At 67.4% G+C, this 14768-nt stretch carries 12 protein-coding genes and 1 pseudogene; 7 read left to right on the top strand and 6 right to left on the bottom strand.

Annotation, left to right across the window (positions count from 1 at the left end):
• Window positions 1-297 precede the first annotated feature (297 nt).
• The 5 genes from EET10_RS02555 to EET10_RS02535 are packed head-to-tail and all read left to right on the top strand — an operon-like array spanning window position 298 to window position 5248.
• Window positions 298-2637: a xanthine dehydrogenase family protein molybdopterin-binding subunit gene (locus tag EET10_RS02555; protein WP_099187955.1), complete on the top strand. Its 2340-nt coding sequence runs from the start codon at window positions 298-300 to the stop codon at window positions 2635-2637.
• The gene (locus EET10_RS02550; RefSeq protein WP_122501878.1) at window positions 2634-3521 is read left to right on the top strand and encodes an FAD binding domain-containing protein; all 888 of its coding nucleotides are present in this window, start codon (window positions 2634-2636) and stop codon (window positions 3519-3521) included. Before EET10_RS02555 ends, EET10_RS02550 begins: the two co-directional genes overlap by 4 nt.
• Window positions 3514-4017: a (2Fe-2S)-binding protein gene (locus EET10_RS02545; protein ID WP_036398914.1), complete on the top strand. Its 504-nt coding sequence runs from the start codon at window positions 3514-3516 to the stop codon at window positions 4015-4017. The genes EET10_RS02550 and EET10_RS02545 overlap by 8 nt, the downstream gene beginning before the upstream one ends.
• Before the next feature lie 58 nt (window positions 4018-4075).
• Complete coding sequence (locus EET10_RS02540) at window positions 4076-4627, top strand: hypothetical protein (protein ID WP_036398917.1); 552 nt, start codon at window positions 4076-4078, stop codon at window positions 4625-4627.
• A 36-nt stretch (window positions 4628-4663) separates the two neighbouring features.
• On the top strand, window positions 4664-5248 hold the full coding sequence (locus EET10_RS02535) for a hypothetical protein (RefSeq protein ID WP_036398919.1): 585 nt from the start codon (window positions 4664-4666) through the stop codon (window positions 5246-5248).
• A 126-nt stretch (window positions 5249-5374) separates the two neighbouring features.
• On the opposite strand, the gene EET10_RS32130 is transcribed toward EET10_RS02535, so the two are convergent.
• Window positions 5375-5947, bottom strand: a complete 573-nt coding sequence (locus tag EET10_RS32130) for a hypothetical protein (protein WP_136624705.1) — start codon at window positions 5945-5947, stop codon at window positions 5375-5377.
• Here EET10_RS32130 and EET10_RS02525 point away from each other — a divergent pair.
• Window positions 5922-7679 carry an Hsp70 family protein gene (locus EET10_RS02525; RefSeq protein ID WP_036398921.1) on the top strand — a complete coding sequence of 586 codons (1758 nt, stop codon included), beginning with the start codon at window positions 5922-5924 and terminating at the stop codon, window positions 7677-7679. The genes EET10_RS32130 and EET10_RS02525 overlap by 26 nt on opposite strands.
• Window positions 7680-7684: 5 nt before the next feature.
• Here the strand turns inward: EET10_RS02525 and iniC are convergent, their stop codons facing one another.
• The 3 genes from iniC to EET10_RS30445 form a co-directional block, all read right to left on the bottom strand.
• Entirely contained in the window at window positions 7685-9166 is a 1482-nt protein-coding gene (iniC, locus tag EET10_RS02520; protein ID WP_036398923.1) for an isoniazid-induced dynamin-like GTPase IniC, read from the bottom strand.
• Window positions 9167-9182: 16 nt separating this feature from the next.
• Complete coding sequence (iniA, locus tag EET10_RS02515) at window positions 9183-11006, bottom strand: isoniazid-induced dynamin-like GTPase IniA (RefSeq protein ID WP_122501876.1); 1824 nt, start codon at window positions 11004-11006, stop codon at window positions 9183-9185.
• 102 nt (window positions 11007-11108) lie between these two features.
• A complete protein-coding gene (locus EET10_RS30445; protein ID WP_082273169.1) occupies window positions 11109-12071 on the bottom strand; it encodes a hypothetical protein in 963 nt (320 codons plus the stop codon).
• Window positions 12072-12311: 240 nt separating this feature from the next.
• On the opposite strand from EET10_RS30445, the gene EET10_RS31535 reads away from it, so the two are divergent.
• Window positions 12312-13049 carry a hypothetical protein gene (locus EET10_RS31535; RefSeq protein ID WP_281280113.1) on the top strand — a complete coding sequence of 246 codons (738 nt, stop codon included), beginning with the start codon at window positions 12312-12314 and terminating at the stop codon, window positions 13047-13049.
• 627 nt (window positions 13050-13676) lie between these two features.
• On the opposite strand, the pseudogene EET10_RS30435 reads toward EET10_RS31535, so the two are convergent.
• Window positions 13677-13769 (bottom strand): annotated as a pseudogene (locus EET10_RS30435) (IniB N-terminal domain-containing protein); the annotation flags it as partial.
• A 275-nt stretch (window positions 13770-14044) separates the two neighbouring features.
• Entirely contained in the window at window positions 14045-14584 is a 540-nt protein-coding gene (locus EET10_RS02505) for an Rv0340 family IniB-related protein (protein WP_036398928.1), read from the bottom strand.
• Window positions 14585-14768: the final 184 nt, after the last annotated feature.

The following is a 14768-nucleotide window of genomic DNA, read 5'->3' as shown; positions in this document are numbered from 1 at the left end:
GCAGCCATCAGATCGAACAGGGGAACCGTGGGACGGCATTCGGCTTGGCCCGGGGGCGCGGCGAGCGCATCGGTGCGTAGGCCGCTACGCCCTCGTCAGCGCCGGCGCAGCCGGCGCCTCCCAACTGCCGCGCGCTAGCTGTAGCGCCGCGCGGCGCCCGGCGGCGAGCCCGCCTCCGACGATGCCCGGGCCGAAGGTGCCTATCGCGCTGGTAATCGTGCTCTCATATTATGACACTGGCCTTCTCGCTAATCGTGACTGCGCTGTGCCCAGCGCCGAGGCATCGGATGGAGCGCCATGACTCAGGACTTGCAGGGGACCAGCGCTACCCCGGCGCCCCGCTACGCCGGCACTCGTGTGCAGCGCGTCGAAGACGCCCGGCTGCTGACCGGGCACGGCAGCTTCGTCGACGACATCTCGCGGCCCGGCATGCTGCACGCCTGTTTCGTGCGCAGCCCGTTCGCGCGGGCCCGGATCAACAGCATCGACGCCTCGGCAGCGCTGGCACTGCCCGGCGTCCACGCGGTGTTCACCGCCGCGGACCTCAATGCGGATGTCCGGGAGGCCTGGCACGCCGTCGCGGGTAAAGACGTCCCGGACACGCCGCGGCCCCCGCTGGCCGAAGGCGAGGCGAAGTTCGTCGGCGACCCGGTTGCCTTGGTCGTCGCCGAGAACCGCTACCTGGCCGAGGACGCGCTCGAACTGGTCGATGTCGACTACGAGCCATTGCCGGCAGTCGTCGACTTCAGGCGGGCGCAGTCCGCCGATGTGCTGGTCCACGACAGCTACCCGAACAACGTGGCCGGCGGGATGGGCGGGGCGCCGCCGGATGAAAGTATCTTCGCCACTTCGCCTTACGTCGTCGAAGAGCACCTATACCAGCAGATCTACCTGCCCGTGCCGATCGAGACCCGCGGCCTGGTGGTCGAGTGGGCGGCGGCTTCCGGAGAACTGACCGTTTGGGCGTCGACCCAGACTCCGCACGAACTGCGCGCGTTCTGTGCCCGCCTGTTAGGCATTGCGGCACAACGGGTTCGGGTCATCGCGCGGGACACCGGCGGCGGCTTCGGCCAGAAGGTCCTCCCGATGCGCGAAGACATGTGCATCATGCTGGCCGCCCGGAAGGTGCCCGCGGCGCTGAAGTGGATCGAGGACAGGCGCGAGAACCTGATGTCGGCCGGGCAGGCGCGTCACGTCGACGGCAGGGCCAGGATGGCGTTCGACGACGAGGGCAACATCGCGGCCGCGGACATCGACTTCGTCCAGGATATCGGGGCTTATCCGACGCCTTACCCGGTGTTGACGACGGCCGCCATCGGCATGTTCTTCCCGGGTCCGTACCGGGTGCCCAAGGCCAGCTTCAACTACAAGACGGTCTTCTCCAACACCACCGGCTTGGCGGCCTACCGCGGTCCATGGCAGTTCGAAAGCCTCGCGCGCGAAGTACTTCTCGACATCGCCGCGCGCAAGATGAACATCGATCCCGTCGAGCTGCGCCGCCGCAATCTGCTGCGCCGTGACGAGATGCCGTACTTCAACCCCAACGGCATGCCCTATGACCACGTCGCTCCGATCGAGACGTTCGAACAGGCCGTGAAAATCGTTGACCACGAGGGTTTCCGCAAGGAACAGGCCGAGGCCTTGACGCACGGGCGCTACCTGGGCCTCGGCTTCTCGGCCTACATCGAGGCCACGGGCGCTGCTACCGGTCACATGGCTACCGAGGGCGCCACCATCCGGATGGAACCGACCGGCAAGTTCACGGTCTACGTCAACGGCGGCTCGAGCGGAAACAGCTTGGAAACCACGGTCATTCAGCTGACCGCCGACGTGCTGGGGGCGGATTTCGACGACGTGGGCACCGTCCAGGGCGACACCGCGACCACGCCGTACGGGGCCGGGACCCAGGGCAGCCGTAGCGGACCGATGACCGCCGGGGCCGTCAGCGAGGCGGGGACCATGCTGCGCGAAAAGATCGTCAAGCTGGCCGCACATCGCCTGAAGGTGGCCGAATCAGAAGTGGAACTGGCCCATTCGCGCGCCGCCGTACGCGGCGATCCATCCAGGCAGGTGACTTTCGGCGAACTGGCTGACGTGGCCTACTACTCACCGCAGCAGTTGCCCGCGGGAATGTCGCCCAATTTGGAGGCGACCGCTCGGTTCAACTCGCCCAACCCGATTCACTGGGCCAACGCGACCCACGCCTGCACCTGCGAAGTCGACACCGAGACCGGCAAAGTCACGCTGCTGCGCTACATCGTCAGCGAAGACGTCGGGCCGATGATCAACCCGGCGATCGTGGAAGGACAGATCGCCGGCGGAACGGTACAGGGCATCGGCGGTGCACTGCTGGAAAGCCTCGTCTACGACGACGACGGCAACCCCCTGGCCACAACATTCGTCGACTATCTGCTGCCGACCGCCACCGAGGTGCCGCTGATCGAATACGGCCACGTCGAGATCCCGGGCCCGGGCCCGGGCGGATACAAGGGTGTGGGCGAAGGCGGGGCAATCGGCTCGGTGCCCGCTGTGATCAACGCGATCAACGATGCCCTGGCGCCGCTGGGCGTGACCATAACCCATTTGCCGGCCAGTCCGGCGTCGATCGTCTCGCTACTGGAAGGAGCGTCGCGGTGAAGCCGGCAGCATTCAACTACCACCGCCCCGACACCGTCGAAGCGGCTGTAAGCCTGCTGGCCGAACTCGGCGAAGATGCGAAAATCCTTGCCGGAGGCCAAAGTCTGGTGCCGATGTTGTCGATGCGGCTGGCCTACTTCGATCATCTCATCGACATATCCCGGCTGCCCCAACTGCACGGTATCGAAGCCCGCGGCGACCAACTGTGGATCGGAGCGGGAACCACCGAAGCCGTAGTTGGCGCCGATGCGCAAGTGCGCCAATCGGTTCCGTTGCTGAACTTAGCGACGCCGTTCGTCGGGCACTTCCAGATCCGCAACCGCGGCACCCTGGGCGGATCGATCGCGCATGCCGATGCCGCCGGTGAATACCCGGCGGTGGCGCTGGCCCTGGACGCGGTGCTCGAGGTGCTTTCGCCGCGAGGGCGACGCGAGGTCGCCGCGGCGGACTTCTTCGCCGGCCTGTGGGAAACCACCATGGAGCCCGACGAGGTGCTCACCGGCGTCCGGTTTCCGGTGTGGAATGGCCGATCCGGCTTTGCGGTACGCGAATTTGCGCGCCGGCAAGGCGATTTCGCGATCGCCGGAGCAGTCGTCGGGGTGCGGCTCGATGACCATGACCGGGTGTCGCGATGCGCGATCGGGTTGCTGGGCCTGGGCGCCACGCCCAAGCGTGCGACGGCGGCCGAAACAGCGGTCACCGGCATGCCGCTGCGCGACGTGATACCCGAAGAGATCGGCCGGGCGGCCATGTCGGAACTCGACGACATTCCGTCGGACCTGCAGGGGTCGGCGTCGTACCGCAGCCGGGTGGGTGCCGCCATGACGGCACGCGCCTGGACCCAAGCAGCCCAGCAAGCAAACGCCGGAGCCAGTTATGCATGAGCGATCAGTCCAGTTCTCGGTAAACGGAAATTCCGTCGCCGCCAGCGTTGAGCCGCGGATGACGTTGGCGGACTTCCTGCGTGACAAGTGCGGACTCACGGGCACTCATCTCGGGTGCGAGCACGGTGCCTGCGGCGCGTGCACGGTGTTGCTGGACGGTGCTGCCGTGCGCTCGTGCCTGCTGTTCGCGGTCCAGGCCGACGGCAGGGAGGTGACGACGGTGGAGGGTGTCGCATCAGCCAGCGGCGAGCTTTCACCGGTGCAGTCGGCCCTGCGGGAGTGCCATGGACTGCAATGCGGCTTTTGCACCCCGGGGTTCGTCATGTCGATTACCGCGTTGCTGAACGACAATCCCCAGCCCACCGACGACCAGATACGCGAAGCCCTATCCGGCAATTTCTGCCGATGCACCGGCTACCAGGGCATCGTGGCGGCCGCGCGCCGGGCCGCAGAAGTAATGGGCCACGCCGAAGCCGAAGGCGCGTCACTGCGGTAACTTGCGTCACCTGCTGCGTAATCTGAGTTTTGGTCTTTGAGAATTTCGGGAGTAGCGCGTGCGGTTATTGCAGATCGGGGCGGCCCTGCTGGCGGCGGGTGCGCTCGGTGCCGGATGCGATTCCACTATCGACGGCAAGCCGATCGCCAGACCGGGTGCCGGGCCAATCGAGCCGTCGTTCCCGACGTCGCGGCCCAGTACCTCGCCACCGACCGGCACGGCGCCGCTGCCGCCGACACCGCCGGCCAGTCCGACTACGCCGGCCGGTGCCATTCCGTTGCCGCCAGACCAGAACGGTTACGTCTTCATCGAGACCAAATCCGGCCAGACCCGCTGCCAGATCAACAAAGACAGCGTCGGCTGCGAGGCGCCGTTCACCAATTCCCCCATCAAAGACGGCGAGCATGCCAACGGCGTGCACATCACCGCCGCCGGCACCGTGCAGTGGGTTCTCGGCAATCTCGGCGCGATCCCGACCGTCACCATCGACTACAAGACCTACGACGCGCAGGGCTGGACCATCACCTCCACCACCGAGGGCACCCGCTTCCAGAACAACAGCACCGGGCATGGCATGTTCGTCAGCATCGACCGTGTCAGCACCTTCTGAGCTGGGAAGCACCACGGCGTAAGTACCATCGGTTTTGTGGCACGCTACGGACCACCCGAAGACTTCCACAACCAGCCGACCCAGTACGGCGGCTTCGGACCCGGCGGCTACCCGCCGGCCGACCGGCCTCCGCCGAACCAGCCGTACCAACAAGCCCCTCCCCCGCAGACCCAGCACGGGCCGCCGTCTGACCAATTCCCGCCGCCCGACCAACCCGAACCCCCCGAGCAATCCAACCTCGACGAAGAACCCAAACCGTGGTATCGCAAGCCGGCGACGCTGATCGGCTGGGCGCTGCTATGCCTGATCCTGATTGCGCTGATCATCTACGGCATCACCCAGCTGATGGGTGGTCAGCAGGGCACAAACCCGACCCCGACCACCACGACGACGGCCCCCACGACCACCACCACGACAGTGGAGTCGACCACGACCACAACGACTCCATCGCCGACGACGACAGCTGAGGCTCCGCCGGCCACCACGCCGCAAGGCCAGCCGCCGGCTCAGCAGCCGACCCACGCCCCGACGCGGCACTTCCCGCATCTGCCGCCGTTGCCCTCGGTGATCACCATTCCGGGAATGCCGTCGCCGATCACCCTCCCGCCGAATCTGCCGTAAGGCTGCTGATCGGTAACGGTCCGCGTGGCTGCCGTATGCCGGAGGCCGTCGCGGGCTAGCATCTGCGGCCGTGGCAAGGTACGACCCGCCCGATTACGGCGCCAACGACCCGACGGTCTATGGCAACTACGGATACAGCGCCGGCCCGGGCGAATACGGGCAACAGCCCCAACCTGCGCCCACCACCCCGGGATGGCGCAAGCCGCTGGCATTGGTCGGCTGGGGCGTACTGATCGCGGCCCTCATCGCGCTGATCGTGTACGGCATCATCCAGCTTGCGCACGGTCGCCCCACCCCCGCGTCGGTCACCACCACCGTCACCACCACGGCACCGACCACGACCACCCGGACCACGACGACCACCACCACGACCACCGCGACCACTGCGACGACCACGACGACGACCACCACGACCACCACGACCACCACGTCGCCGACGACGACCACCACCACCACCACGACCACCACGGCACCGACGCAGCCGACGACGACAGCCAACCCGTCGCCTGGGGCGTTGCCGACTCTGCCGTCGCAGATCACGCTGCCGATACCGACCGTGATCAACTTGCCGCCAGGCCTCTGAGCCGATCCCTGCACTTCGACGGCGGCTATCGTGGGGAACGGCCGTCGGCCACCGATCGCCGGCAACGCAATGGACCGCAGGGGGTGCGAGATGACCGTTTCGCTCGGGTTGTCCATCGGGGTGGCCAATCTGGTCGCGGCCCGGGCGGATGGCACCCCGGTGCGACGGGCATCGGTGTTACGGCTGTTCGAGCATCGGGCAGCCGAAGTGGGCCTGCCAGAAGAGAACCCGGACTTTGCCGAGCCGGGCCTGGTGTTGCGCGGTTTTGTCGAGCGGGTCGGCGACCCGGCGCCGCTGGTTGCGGCCGACGGGACCAGGCATCAGGGCGAGGCCCTCACGGTGGAAGCACTCAACGCCATGGCGCGAACCGTCGGCTACGGCGCCCCGATCACCATCGCGGCTCCGGCCTACTGGTCCGAAGGCCAGTTCGCCGCGCTGCGCGGAGCACTGCTCAGCCAGCCCGCATTGGCGCCCGACGGCGTGCCGGCAACGGTGATCTCCGATGCCACGGCCTCACTGGCGGCGCTGCACGCCAGGCCCGGATGCCCGACAAGTGGCGTCGTCGCGCTGTGCGACTTCGGCGCCGCGGGCACGAGCGTAACCTTGGCCGACGCCGGTTCGAACCTCCGCCAGATGGGCCCGACGTTTCGGTACCGCGAGTTCTCCGGCGACGAAATCGACCAGCTCGTCCTGGGCCACCTGCTCAGAGTGGCCCCCAATGTCGACAGCACGGAAGTGTCGGGCACCGCCACCCGCATGGGATCGGTGACGCGTCTGCTCGGCGGATGCCGGTCCGCCAAGGAGCAACTGTCGACGATGACGACGGCCACCATTGCCACCGGCGCCGGCGAGCCGGTTCGGCTGTCGCGCAACGATTTTGAGCAACTGATCGCCGCCCCCCTGGTCCGTTTCGTCGGCTTTGTCGAAGAGATATTGCAACGCAACGGGTTTCGGGAGGCCCTGGCCGCCGTGGCCACCGCGGGCGGCGGTGCCGCGATCCCGCTGGTGACCACCCGCCTGTCGGAACGCTTGCAGGTGCCCGTCTTCACCACGCCGCAACCGTCGTCCAGCGCCGCGATCGGCGCGGGCCTACTTGGCCAGGCGCAGTCGTCAGCGGGTGCCCCTACCGGTGCCGGACCCGCCGTCGACGCGCCTACTCATATCGTCGGCGCGGTCGTCCCTACCGAGGCAGCGCCGACGGCGTGGGTCAACCCACCCGCCACCGAACCGGCCAACCTCCCGCTGGCCTGGTCCGAAGACGCTAACACCGGCAACGAACCGGTGCCCTACACCGGACCCGATGCCACTGGTGAATACGGTCGCACCGCAACGGCTTTCGACCAGCAGCGTGACCAGCCGCCGGCTACCGAAGCCGAACCTCTGCCGTGGTACAAGCGCGCTGCCGTGGTCTTCAGCCTGGCCGCGGCGGGATTGGCGATATTGGTCGCGGTGGTGTTGGGGCTGACACTGGGCCCGAGCAGGAGCAAGCCGGTCAACACCACATCGCCGGTACCCCCGCCGACACCGCAGACGGTGACGGTGGTCGGGCCGAACAACAGCCCCACGGTGACGGTGATAACACCAAGCACCACAACGCCGCCGCCGCCGGCCACCACGACAACCACGCCGCCGGCTACCACCACGACCACGACCACGACGTCTCAGCAGCCCACGACTACCACCACCACCACGACTGCTCCACCGACCACGACAACCACCCAACCGACCACAACCAAACCGACAACGACCGCCCCGCCGACGACTACCGCGCCGCCGACGACCACTCAACAGCCACCGACAACGACAGCGGCGCCCATCACACCGACCACGGCGGCACCGGGGGCCTAGCGTCGTCAGCGCCGTGCGGCGAATCCGGCCACCAGCGCCTCCGCACTGCGCACCGCCGCGCGACAGGCCCTGGCGGTGAATGGATCGTTGAGCGGATGTTCGGCCCGGCGGCGCCAACGCTGCACCGCGGCGAGCGCGGCGCGTGGACCGTCAGGGTAGTTCTCCGGATTCAGGCCCAGCCGGGCCGCGGGACTGGTCCCCGAGCCACCGATGATGCGGCGCAGCGACGAGAGTTCGTCCTCGTTCAATGTCGTTGTCCGCGAAGGCAATAGACTCAGCACCCGAAGTTCCTCGAAGGCGTGGGTGTCGGCCAACAGCGGGTCGATGTCGGCGATCACGTACGGCGTCGCCATGACCGGGTGCAGCTGCACGAACCGGCGCAACGACACCAGCGCGGTATGCGCCTTGAGCATGTCGGCGCGTTGCGCGAACTGCTGATCGATCACCTTGCGTAGCTCCACCAGTCCGCTGCGCTCCAGCAATTCGGCCGCCAGGCCTGACGAATCGGTGATCCCGGCCGCCAGCAGGGCAATCGAAATGCGGATACCGAACATGCCGAACCGCTCGAGCAACTGCGCGCGCGTGCCCGCGTCCACCGGTAACGGACTGTCCGGCCGGACGAAACGATCCACGCTCAACAGGGCCTTGTTGAGTTCGGCGGCATCTGCGCCAGCCAGTTTCTTCAGTGCGACAAACTCGGCCTGGCGCAACGTGCGCGCGGTCAGTGCAAGCAGCCCGGATACCGGCACCACCGCCTGACAGACGCCCGTCCGACTCAGCTCATCGGTGAACCGCGTGGCCACATCCTTGGCCGACACCATGGCATCGATGCGCCCCGCACCTATTTCGTCGGCCCGCGACGCCACACCGATGATGCCCAGCGCACCCGCCGAACCACCCACGAGCCCGCCAATCTGCTTGAGCAAGGCGATGTCTGCGGCATTGAGAGTCCGTAGCAGGAACACCACCGCGTCCACCCGCGGCACCCCGTCGGCGGGCACCAAGAGCCGCACGGTGCGCTCGGAGGTGTCGCGCGCCAGCGACGACGTTCCGGGGGTGTCGATGAGGGTGGCGCCGGCCAATTCCTCGGCGGGCCACTCGACGTCCAGGTCGACGATGTCGGCTGGATTGAGCCGGCTCAAGTCGAAACTCAGACCACCCCGATGGGTGATCGGCACATTCGTGCGGCGTCCGCCGCGGTGGTTGGCGGTCACCCTCGGCGCCGGACCGTGCCGGAACCAGGTCACGATCCGGGTTGCCTCGGTGGCATCGGTCGGGGCGATGTCGTCGCCGACAAATGCGTTGACCAGAGTGGATTTGCCCGCCTTGAGCGTGCCGGCCAGGGCGATCCGGATCGGTTCGCCCAGGCGCGCCCTGATGCGCTCGAGCTCGTAGAAGACGTCTGCCCGCTGCCGGTAGGCCGGCTCACCCCGGTAGGCCTCGATGGTTCCGCCCAGAATCGCGCGGACCCGATCGGTTGTGCTCACTCTCGTCCCAGCGGCGTCAGCATGGCTTCAATTTGCGCAAGTTGTCGGTCACCTGGCTCAGGATGTCCAGCTGTCGTTCGAGTTCGCGAATCCTGTTGTCGCGCTCGGCTTCTTCCAGATGTGCCGCGGTGACGGTGGCTTGCAGCGATTCGTTCAACGAACGGGTGAGCTCGTTGGCGATGTCGCGGTAATGGTCGCGTAACGTGCGCTGGATCATCTTGAGCCGGTCGCGCGACTCTTTGCCGACCACGAACGAGACGTCGTCGACGAAGCGGCGCACATTGGTCTTGGCCTCGGCGCGGGCCCGCAGCAGCCGGTTCTCCTTGTCCTCCTTGTAGGCCATCCGTCCGAGTATCAACCCAGCCCCCACCGACACGGGGTTGAACAGACCGAGACCGGCCACCGAGGACAACATCCCGATCATCACCACGCCGCCGTAGGAACCCCGCAATCCGGAGACCATTTTCTGAGCCTTGCCGGCCGGTTTGGATTCCAGCCGGGCCAGCGCCTTGAGCTGGCCGAAATCAGCGCCCATGGCGCGCTTGCTCAGCTCCGGGGACATCACCGAATCCAGCCCCGCGTCGGCGAACGAGCGCGCGACGTCGTCGGCCAATGCCTCGGCGCGATGATATGCCCAGACAAAGTTGTCCCCGACAGCGGTGGCGATCGCGTTTTCCACGTCGGCGCCGATCTCGGCCCAGTGCAGCGTCGGATCACACGAATCGATTTGCCGCTCAGCATCTTCGGTGACTGCCCGGAAGCGCGCCCGCAAATCGTGATCCACATCGGTGCTCAGGTCGGTGAAACCGTCATTGAGCACCTGCTGCCACAACGCGGTCTGCTGCAGAGCATCCTGGGCTTCGCGCTTGCGGCGCTCCAAGTCGGAAGCCAGCCGGTCCCGCACCGCCGGGTCGTTGATGACCGACAATTCCGAACCGGCGGATATCGCTAATTGCTCTGCAGCCGAACGTATTTCACGCAGGACTTCGTCACGGACCCGGTCGGTCTCGCGGGACAGCACCTTTTCGCTGAGGAACTTCACGATCGCCGGGAAGTTGGATTCTTCGTTGAGTTCCTTGTCGTTGAGCGTGACGGCGTGGCTGCGCAACAATGACGAGACGGGGATGATCGGCATGGGCACGCGGGCCCGCTGCAGGTGCGCGGCATTGGTATTGACGATCTCGCGCCAATGCGGGTACAGGTCGGTTTTGGTGGCCACCACCACCCCGACCGGACAGACCTGGTGTGCCTTGCGAAGAAACCACATCTCCGGTTCGGTGAATTCCTGGCTGGCGTCGCTGACCATCAGCAGCGCATCGGCGTCGGGCAGCAGTCCCAATGTTGCCGACAGATGCGGCTGCCCGTGGCCGCCCACACCGGGGGTGTCGATGAACGTCAGCCCACCCTGAAGCAGCGGACTCGGCGCGCCGATCTCCACTCGCAGTACTGCGCGGCCGTGGGCCTGCGGGGCCCGACGCAGATCGGTGGTGACGTCGTCGACCGGGATGTCAACCGCGCTCGTCTCACCATTGGGCCCCGCCGCCAGGATGATCCGAGCCGACGGCCGGGCGCTATAGCTGACGACGGTGATCACGACGGTGGCCTCGTCATCTCCCACTCGCGCCACCGGCAGATTGAGCAGCGCATTGAGCAGTTGACTCTTTCCCTGCTTGAGCTGGCCGGCGATCACCACCCGGATGCGCGGGTCGGTGATCCGCTCGCGGGCGCGCCGCAACCGCCGCACCAGATCACCACGTTCGTTGAGTTCGGCGATCGCGATGGTGTGATCGATCAGCTCGACGATCACACCGACCCGGCGCGGGTCATCGGGTTGAGTCACCGGACTGCCCCACTTTCTCGATCGTCTGCAAATACGGTAGGCGCATGAACCGGCGGGGACCACGAAGGTCCCCGCCGGTTTTGCCGCGCCGGTTCCGCCGAATCAGAACCCGTGCGGACCCATCGGGCCGTGCGATGGCGGCTCGGTGGGCATCGGCGGCGTGTCTGGCACCGGCGGCTCATGGCCGAACACCGATGGACTCGGCGGCGCGTGCTGGACCGGCGGCTCGACCGACTGCTCCTGCGGCGTTATTACGGGCGCGTGCTCAACCGGAGGAGTGTGCGCCGGCGCAGGCATCGGCGTCGGCGCGTCCGGCGCCGGTGCGCTGATCACCGGAGGTTGCGCGCCACCGAGCCCGACAGTGCCCGGGCTGTGGACGACGGGACCTTGACCTGCAGGACCCGAGGGAGGCGTCAGGTGGCCATCAGCCCCGGCGCCAGCGCCGCCCTGGATGACCGGACCGTGGGCCGCGGGGACGGTAGGGCCTTGCTCAACCGGCGTGCTACTCGTACTACCCACGCCGCCGCCGAGCGCGGCGCCTTCGTGGCCGAGGATGTCGCCATGCGCCCCGCCGGCTGTGGTTCCGCCAACTCCGGCTTGGCCACCAAGGCTGGTCTCGCCACCGACACCGGCGGCTGTGCCGCCCAGCCCGGTCATCGTTCCGCCGCCCAGCCCGGCAGCGCTGCCGCCGATGCCGGTGGCTGTGCCGGCCAGGCCGGTATGGGTGCTTACGCCGGTCCCCGCTGAAGCCAGACCCGCCGATTGAGGTGCCGCGTGTGCACCCAGTGCGCTGCTTTCGCTGCTCAGGATGTCGGTGCGGGCAGTCGCTCCAAGGCCCAGGGCGCCACCGCCGGTAACACCGGTTTGACCGCCGACGCCGACCCCGGCCAACGGACCGGAAATGTTCGGGGTAGCTGCACCGCTCAGGGCAGCGCCTTCGCTGGCGATCAATCCAGCCTGACCGCTTGCGCCCAGCGATGCGTTGCCGCCAATACCGGTCAGGCCGCTGACATTGGTTACGCCGGCGATCCCACCACCAGCTGAGGCCGCTGCGCCACCGCTCAACGCTGCCTGCCCGCCTATGCCGAGACCGGCCTGGCCGGCGATACCCGCCTGGCTCGCGATACCCGCCTGGCTGGCGATACCCGCCTGGCCGGCGATACCCGCCTGGCCGGCGACAGCGGCCTGGCCGGCGACAGCGCCACCGGCACTTACGGCCGCCTGACCGCCAATACCCGCCGCTCCGCCGACAGCGCCACCGGCCTGGCCGGCGACAGCGCCACCGGCCTGGCCGCCAATGCCACCTTGGCCGCCAACACCGACCTTGCCGCCAAGGCCGCTACTGGCCTGACCACCGATCGCGCCACCGGCCTGACCACCCAGGCCGCCGCTGATGCCACCGCCAAAGCCGCCACCGGCCTGACCACCAACACCAGCGCCAACCACGCCACCGGCCTGACCACCAATCGCGCCGCCGACGCCACCGCCAAACTCGCCACCGATCGCGCCGCCAACCTGACCACCAACGCCAGCACCGACCACGCCACCGGCCTGACCACCAACACCAGCGCCAATCACGCCGCCGGCCTGACCACCAACACCAGCACCAACCACGCCACCAGCCTGACCACCGATCGCGCCACCGGCCTGACCACCCAGGCCGCCGCTGATGCCACCGCCAAAGCCGCCACCGGCCTGACCACCAACACCAGCGCCAACCACGCCACCGGCCTGACCACCAATCGCGCCGCCGACGCCACCACCAACCACGCCGCCGGCCTGACCACCAATCGCGCCGCCGACGCCACCGCCAAAGCCGCCACCGACCGCACCGCCAAACTCGCCACCGATCGCGCCGCCAACCTGACCACCAACACCAGCACCGACCACGCCACCGGCCTGACCACCAATCGCACCAACGGCCTGACCCGCCAGACCAAACCCGGCACCACCCCCGAAGGCGGCATCCCCACCGAGCCCGCCGCCAAGGCCCCACCCCAGGCCGGCGCCAACCTGACCACCAACCGCGGCTTGGCCTCCTAGACCAAAGCCCACACCCGTCTGGAAACCCAGATCCGTGTGCGCACCTAGACTTAGGCCGACTCCGGCCTGGGCACCAATTCCGGCCTGAAGACCGGCACCAAAACCTAGACCAGCCTGGGCACCCCAGCCCGTCTGCGCGCCAAGGCCAACGCCTAACCCGGCACCGACCTGCGCGCCGATTCCAGCCTGGACTCCGCCACCGAAGCCCACACCGACCTGACTGCCGAAGCCTCCGGTTGGGGCGGCAAATACGGCACCGGGCAAGAATCCGCCCGCACCGGTCTGCCAATCCAGGCCGCTCTGACTCCAAACCCCGGCACCCAAACCACTAGTAAGGCCGGCGCCAATGTCGGCTGCAATGACATTCGCCGCGGAGGCGCCGACCTCGCCCGCGAAGAGGCCCCCGCCGCCGGCGGTGGCGCCTGCGTCGCCCGCGACGGTTCCGGCTTCCTGGGCGACAAACGTCGATGCCATGCCACCCCCGTCCGACGCCAGCGCAAGGCCGTGCCGATCGGCCACCGCCTGCTGTAACCCACCGATGGGGTCGCCGGCACCAAGATCAAGAAAAGGCAGCGCGGTGGCCGCGGCCGACGAGAACTCCGCGGGCGACACATTGATCAAACCGGCGTTGGTCATGGCCTGCCCGGGAGCGGCGACGAACGACCTCGCCGCGTCTTCACTGCGAAACAGGCTCAGGATGTAGTCGACCAGCGAGGTCATGTTCGCGTCCCTTCGATTGAGGTTGTTGTTCGCCGAGAAGGCCGGCGCTCTGCCATCAACGCTATGGAGTCATCAGGTCGCCGAAATCGGGGTCGGATCCCCCGGTCAATCAGGTACCCATCGGGATCGTCCGGGTCACCCCATTAGGGGATTAGGGGAATCAACACGGCCCCTACGAGGATCCGGAAATCGCCCCTACTGTCGGCATTTGTGCACGTCAAAACACCGATAGAACAAGCCGCGGCGTGATCGATCAGATCAATGAAGGAAGGGATTCACCCGTGGATACCGAACCCGTGGTGATCGGGGTCGTCGGTGTGCGGGTGAATGATCGGGTGATCCCAGACAGCCGGGTCGTGCGCCGGGAAGCTACCGTCGTCGAACGTCGAATCGGGCGTGTCAGCACCGGTGACCAGCACTGACGGCTGATGCGGTTCGATTCCGACCGGATGAGGATCGGCAGCGTTTTCGCTGGCCCTCGGGACGACGGGTTCGTTGATCACATAGCTGGCCGGGCTGTGCTGCTGGACCACCGGCGCCGTGCTGTGCGGTGAGAACGCATCGAGAGCAGCCGTCGCCGCACCGCTTGCCCAGACGTTGCCATGGTCAGTGACTTGAGTCGCGCCGGCTGTGCCGGCCGAACCGGCCATCGACAGCGAATCCGACACCACCGGAATCAGATTGTTCACGTCGGCGCTGGTCACATTCGTCAGGTGCGCATCGGCGATCGCCTGGGCCGGGTTGGCCGCATAGCGTGCGGCCGCCTCGGCATCACGTACAAGCGAGATGACGAAGTCGAGCAACGAGTTTGCCATCTCGCCTCCACATCGCACATGTCTCGCGTTAGCACGATGCTATCGGTTGACGCCAGGTCTGTGTTCGGTGTGAAACCCGCGGTCCCCGCGATCCCATTAGGGGGTGTCACGTTAGGGGAATACCGGGGTTATGGGGCCAACCGGATATGGTGAAACCGCTGCCGACCACACCAGTGAACACCCG

The organism is Mycobacterium pseudokansasii, from assembly GCF_900566075.1.
In the GTDB taxonomy this organism is placed as follows: domain Bacteria; phylum Actinomycetota; class Actinomycetes; order Mycobacteriales; family Mycobacteriaceae; genus Mycobacterium; species Mycobacterium pseudokansasii.
This window is presented reverse-complemented; position numbering and strand designations above follow the sequence as displayed.

Bases quoted from the DNA above. Each gene is read 5' to 3' on its own strand.
- EET10_RS02545 (WP_036398914.1), top strand. From the start codon at position 3,514: ATGCATGAGCGATCAGTCCAGTTCTCGGTAAACGGAAATTCCGTCGCC.
- EET10_RS02555 (WP_099187955.1), top strand. From the start codon at position 298: ATGACTCAGGACTTGCAGGGGACCAGCGCTACCCCGGCGCCCCGCTAC.
- EET10_RS02525 (WP_036398921.1), top strand. From the start codon at position 5,922: ATGACCGTTTCGCTCGGGTTGTCCATCGGGGTGGCCAATCTGGTCGCG.
- EET10_RS32130 (WP_136624705.1), bottom strand. From the start codon at position 5,947: ATGGACAACCCGAGCGAAACGGTCATCTCGCACCCCCTGCGGTCCATT.
- EET10_RS02505 (WP_036398928.1), bottom strand. From the start codon at position 14,584: ATGGCAAACTCGTTGCTCGACTTCGTCATCTCGCTTGTACGTGATGCC.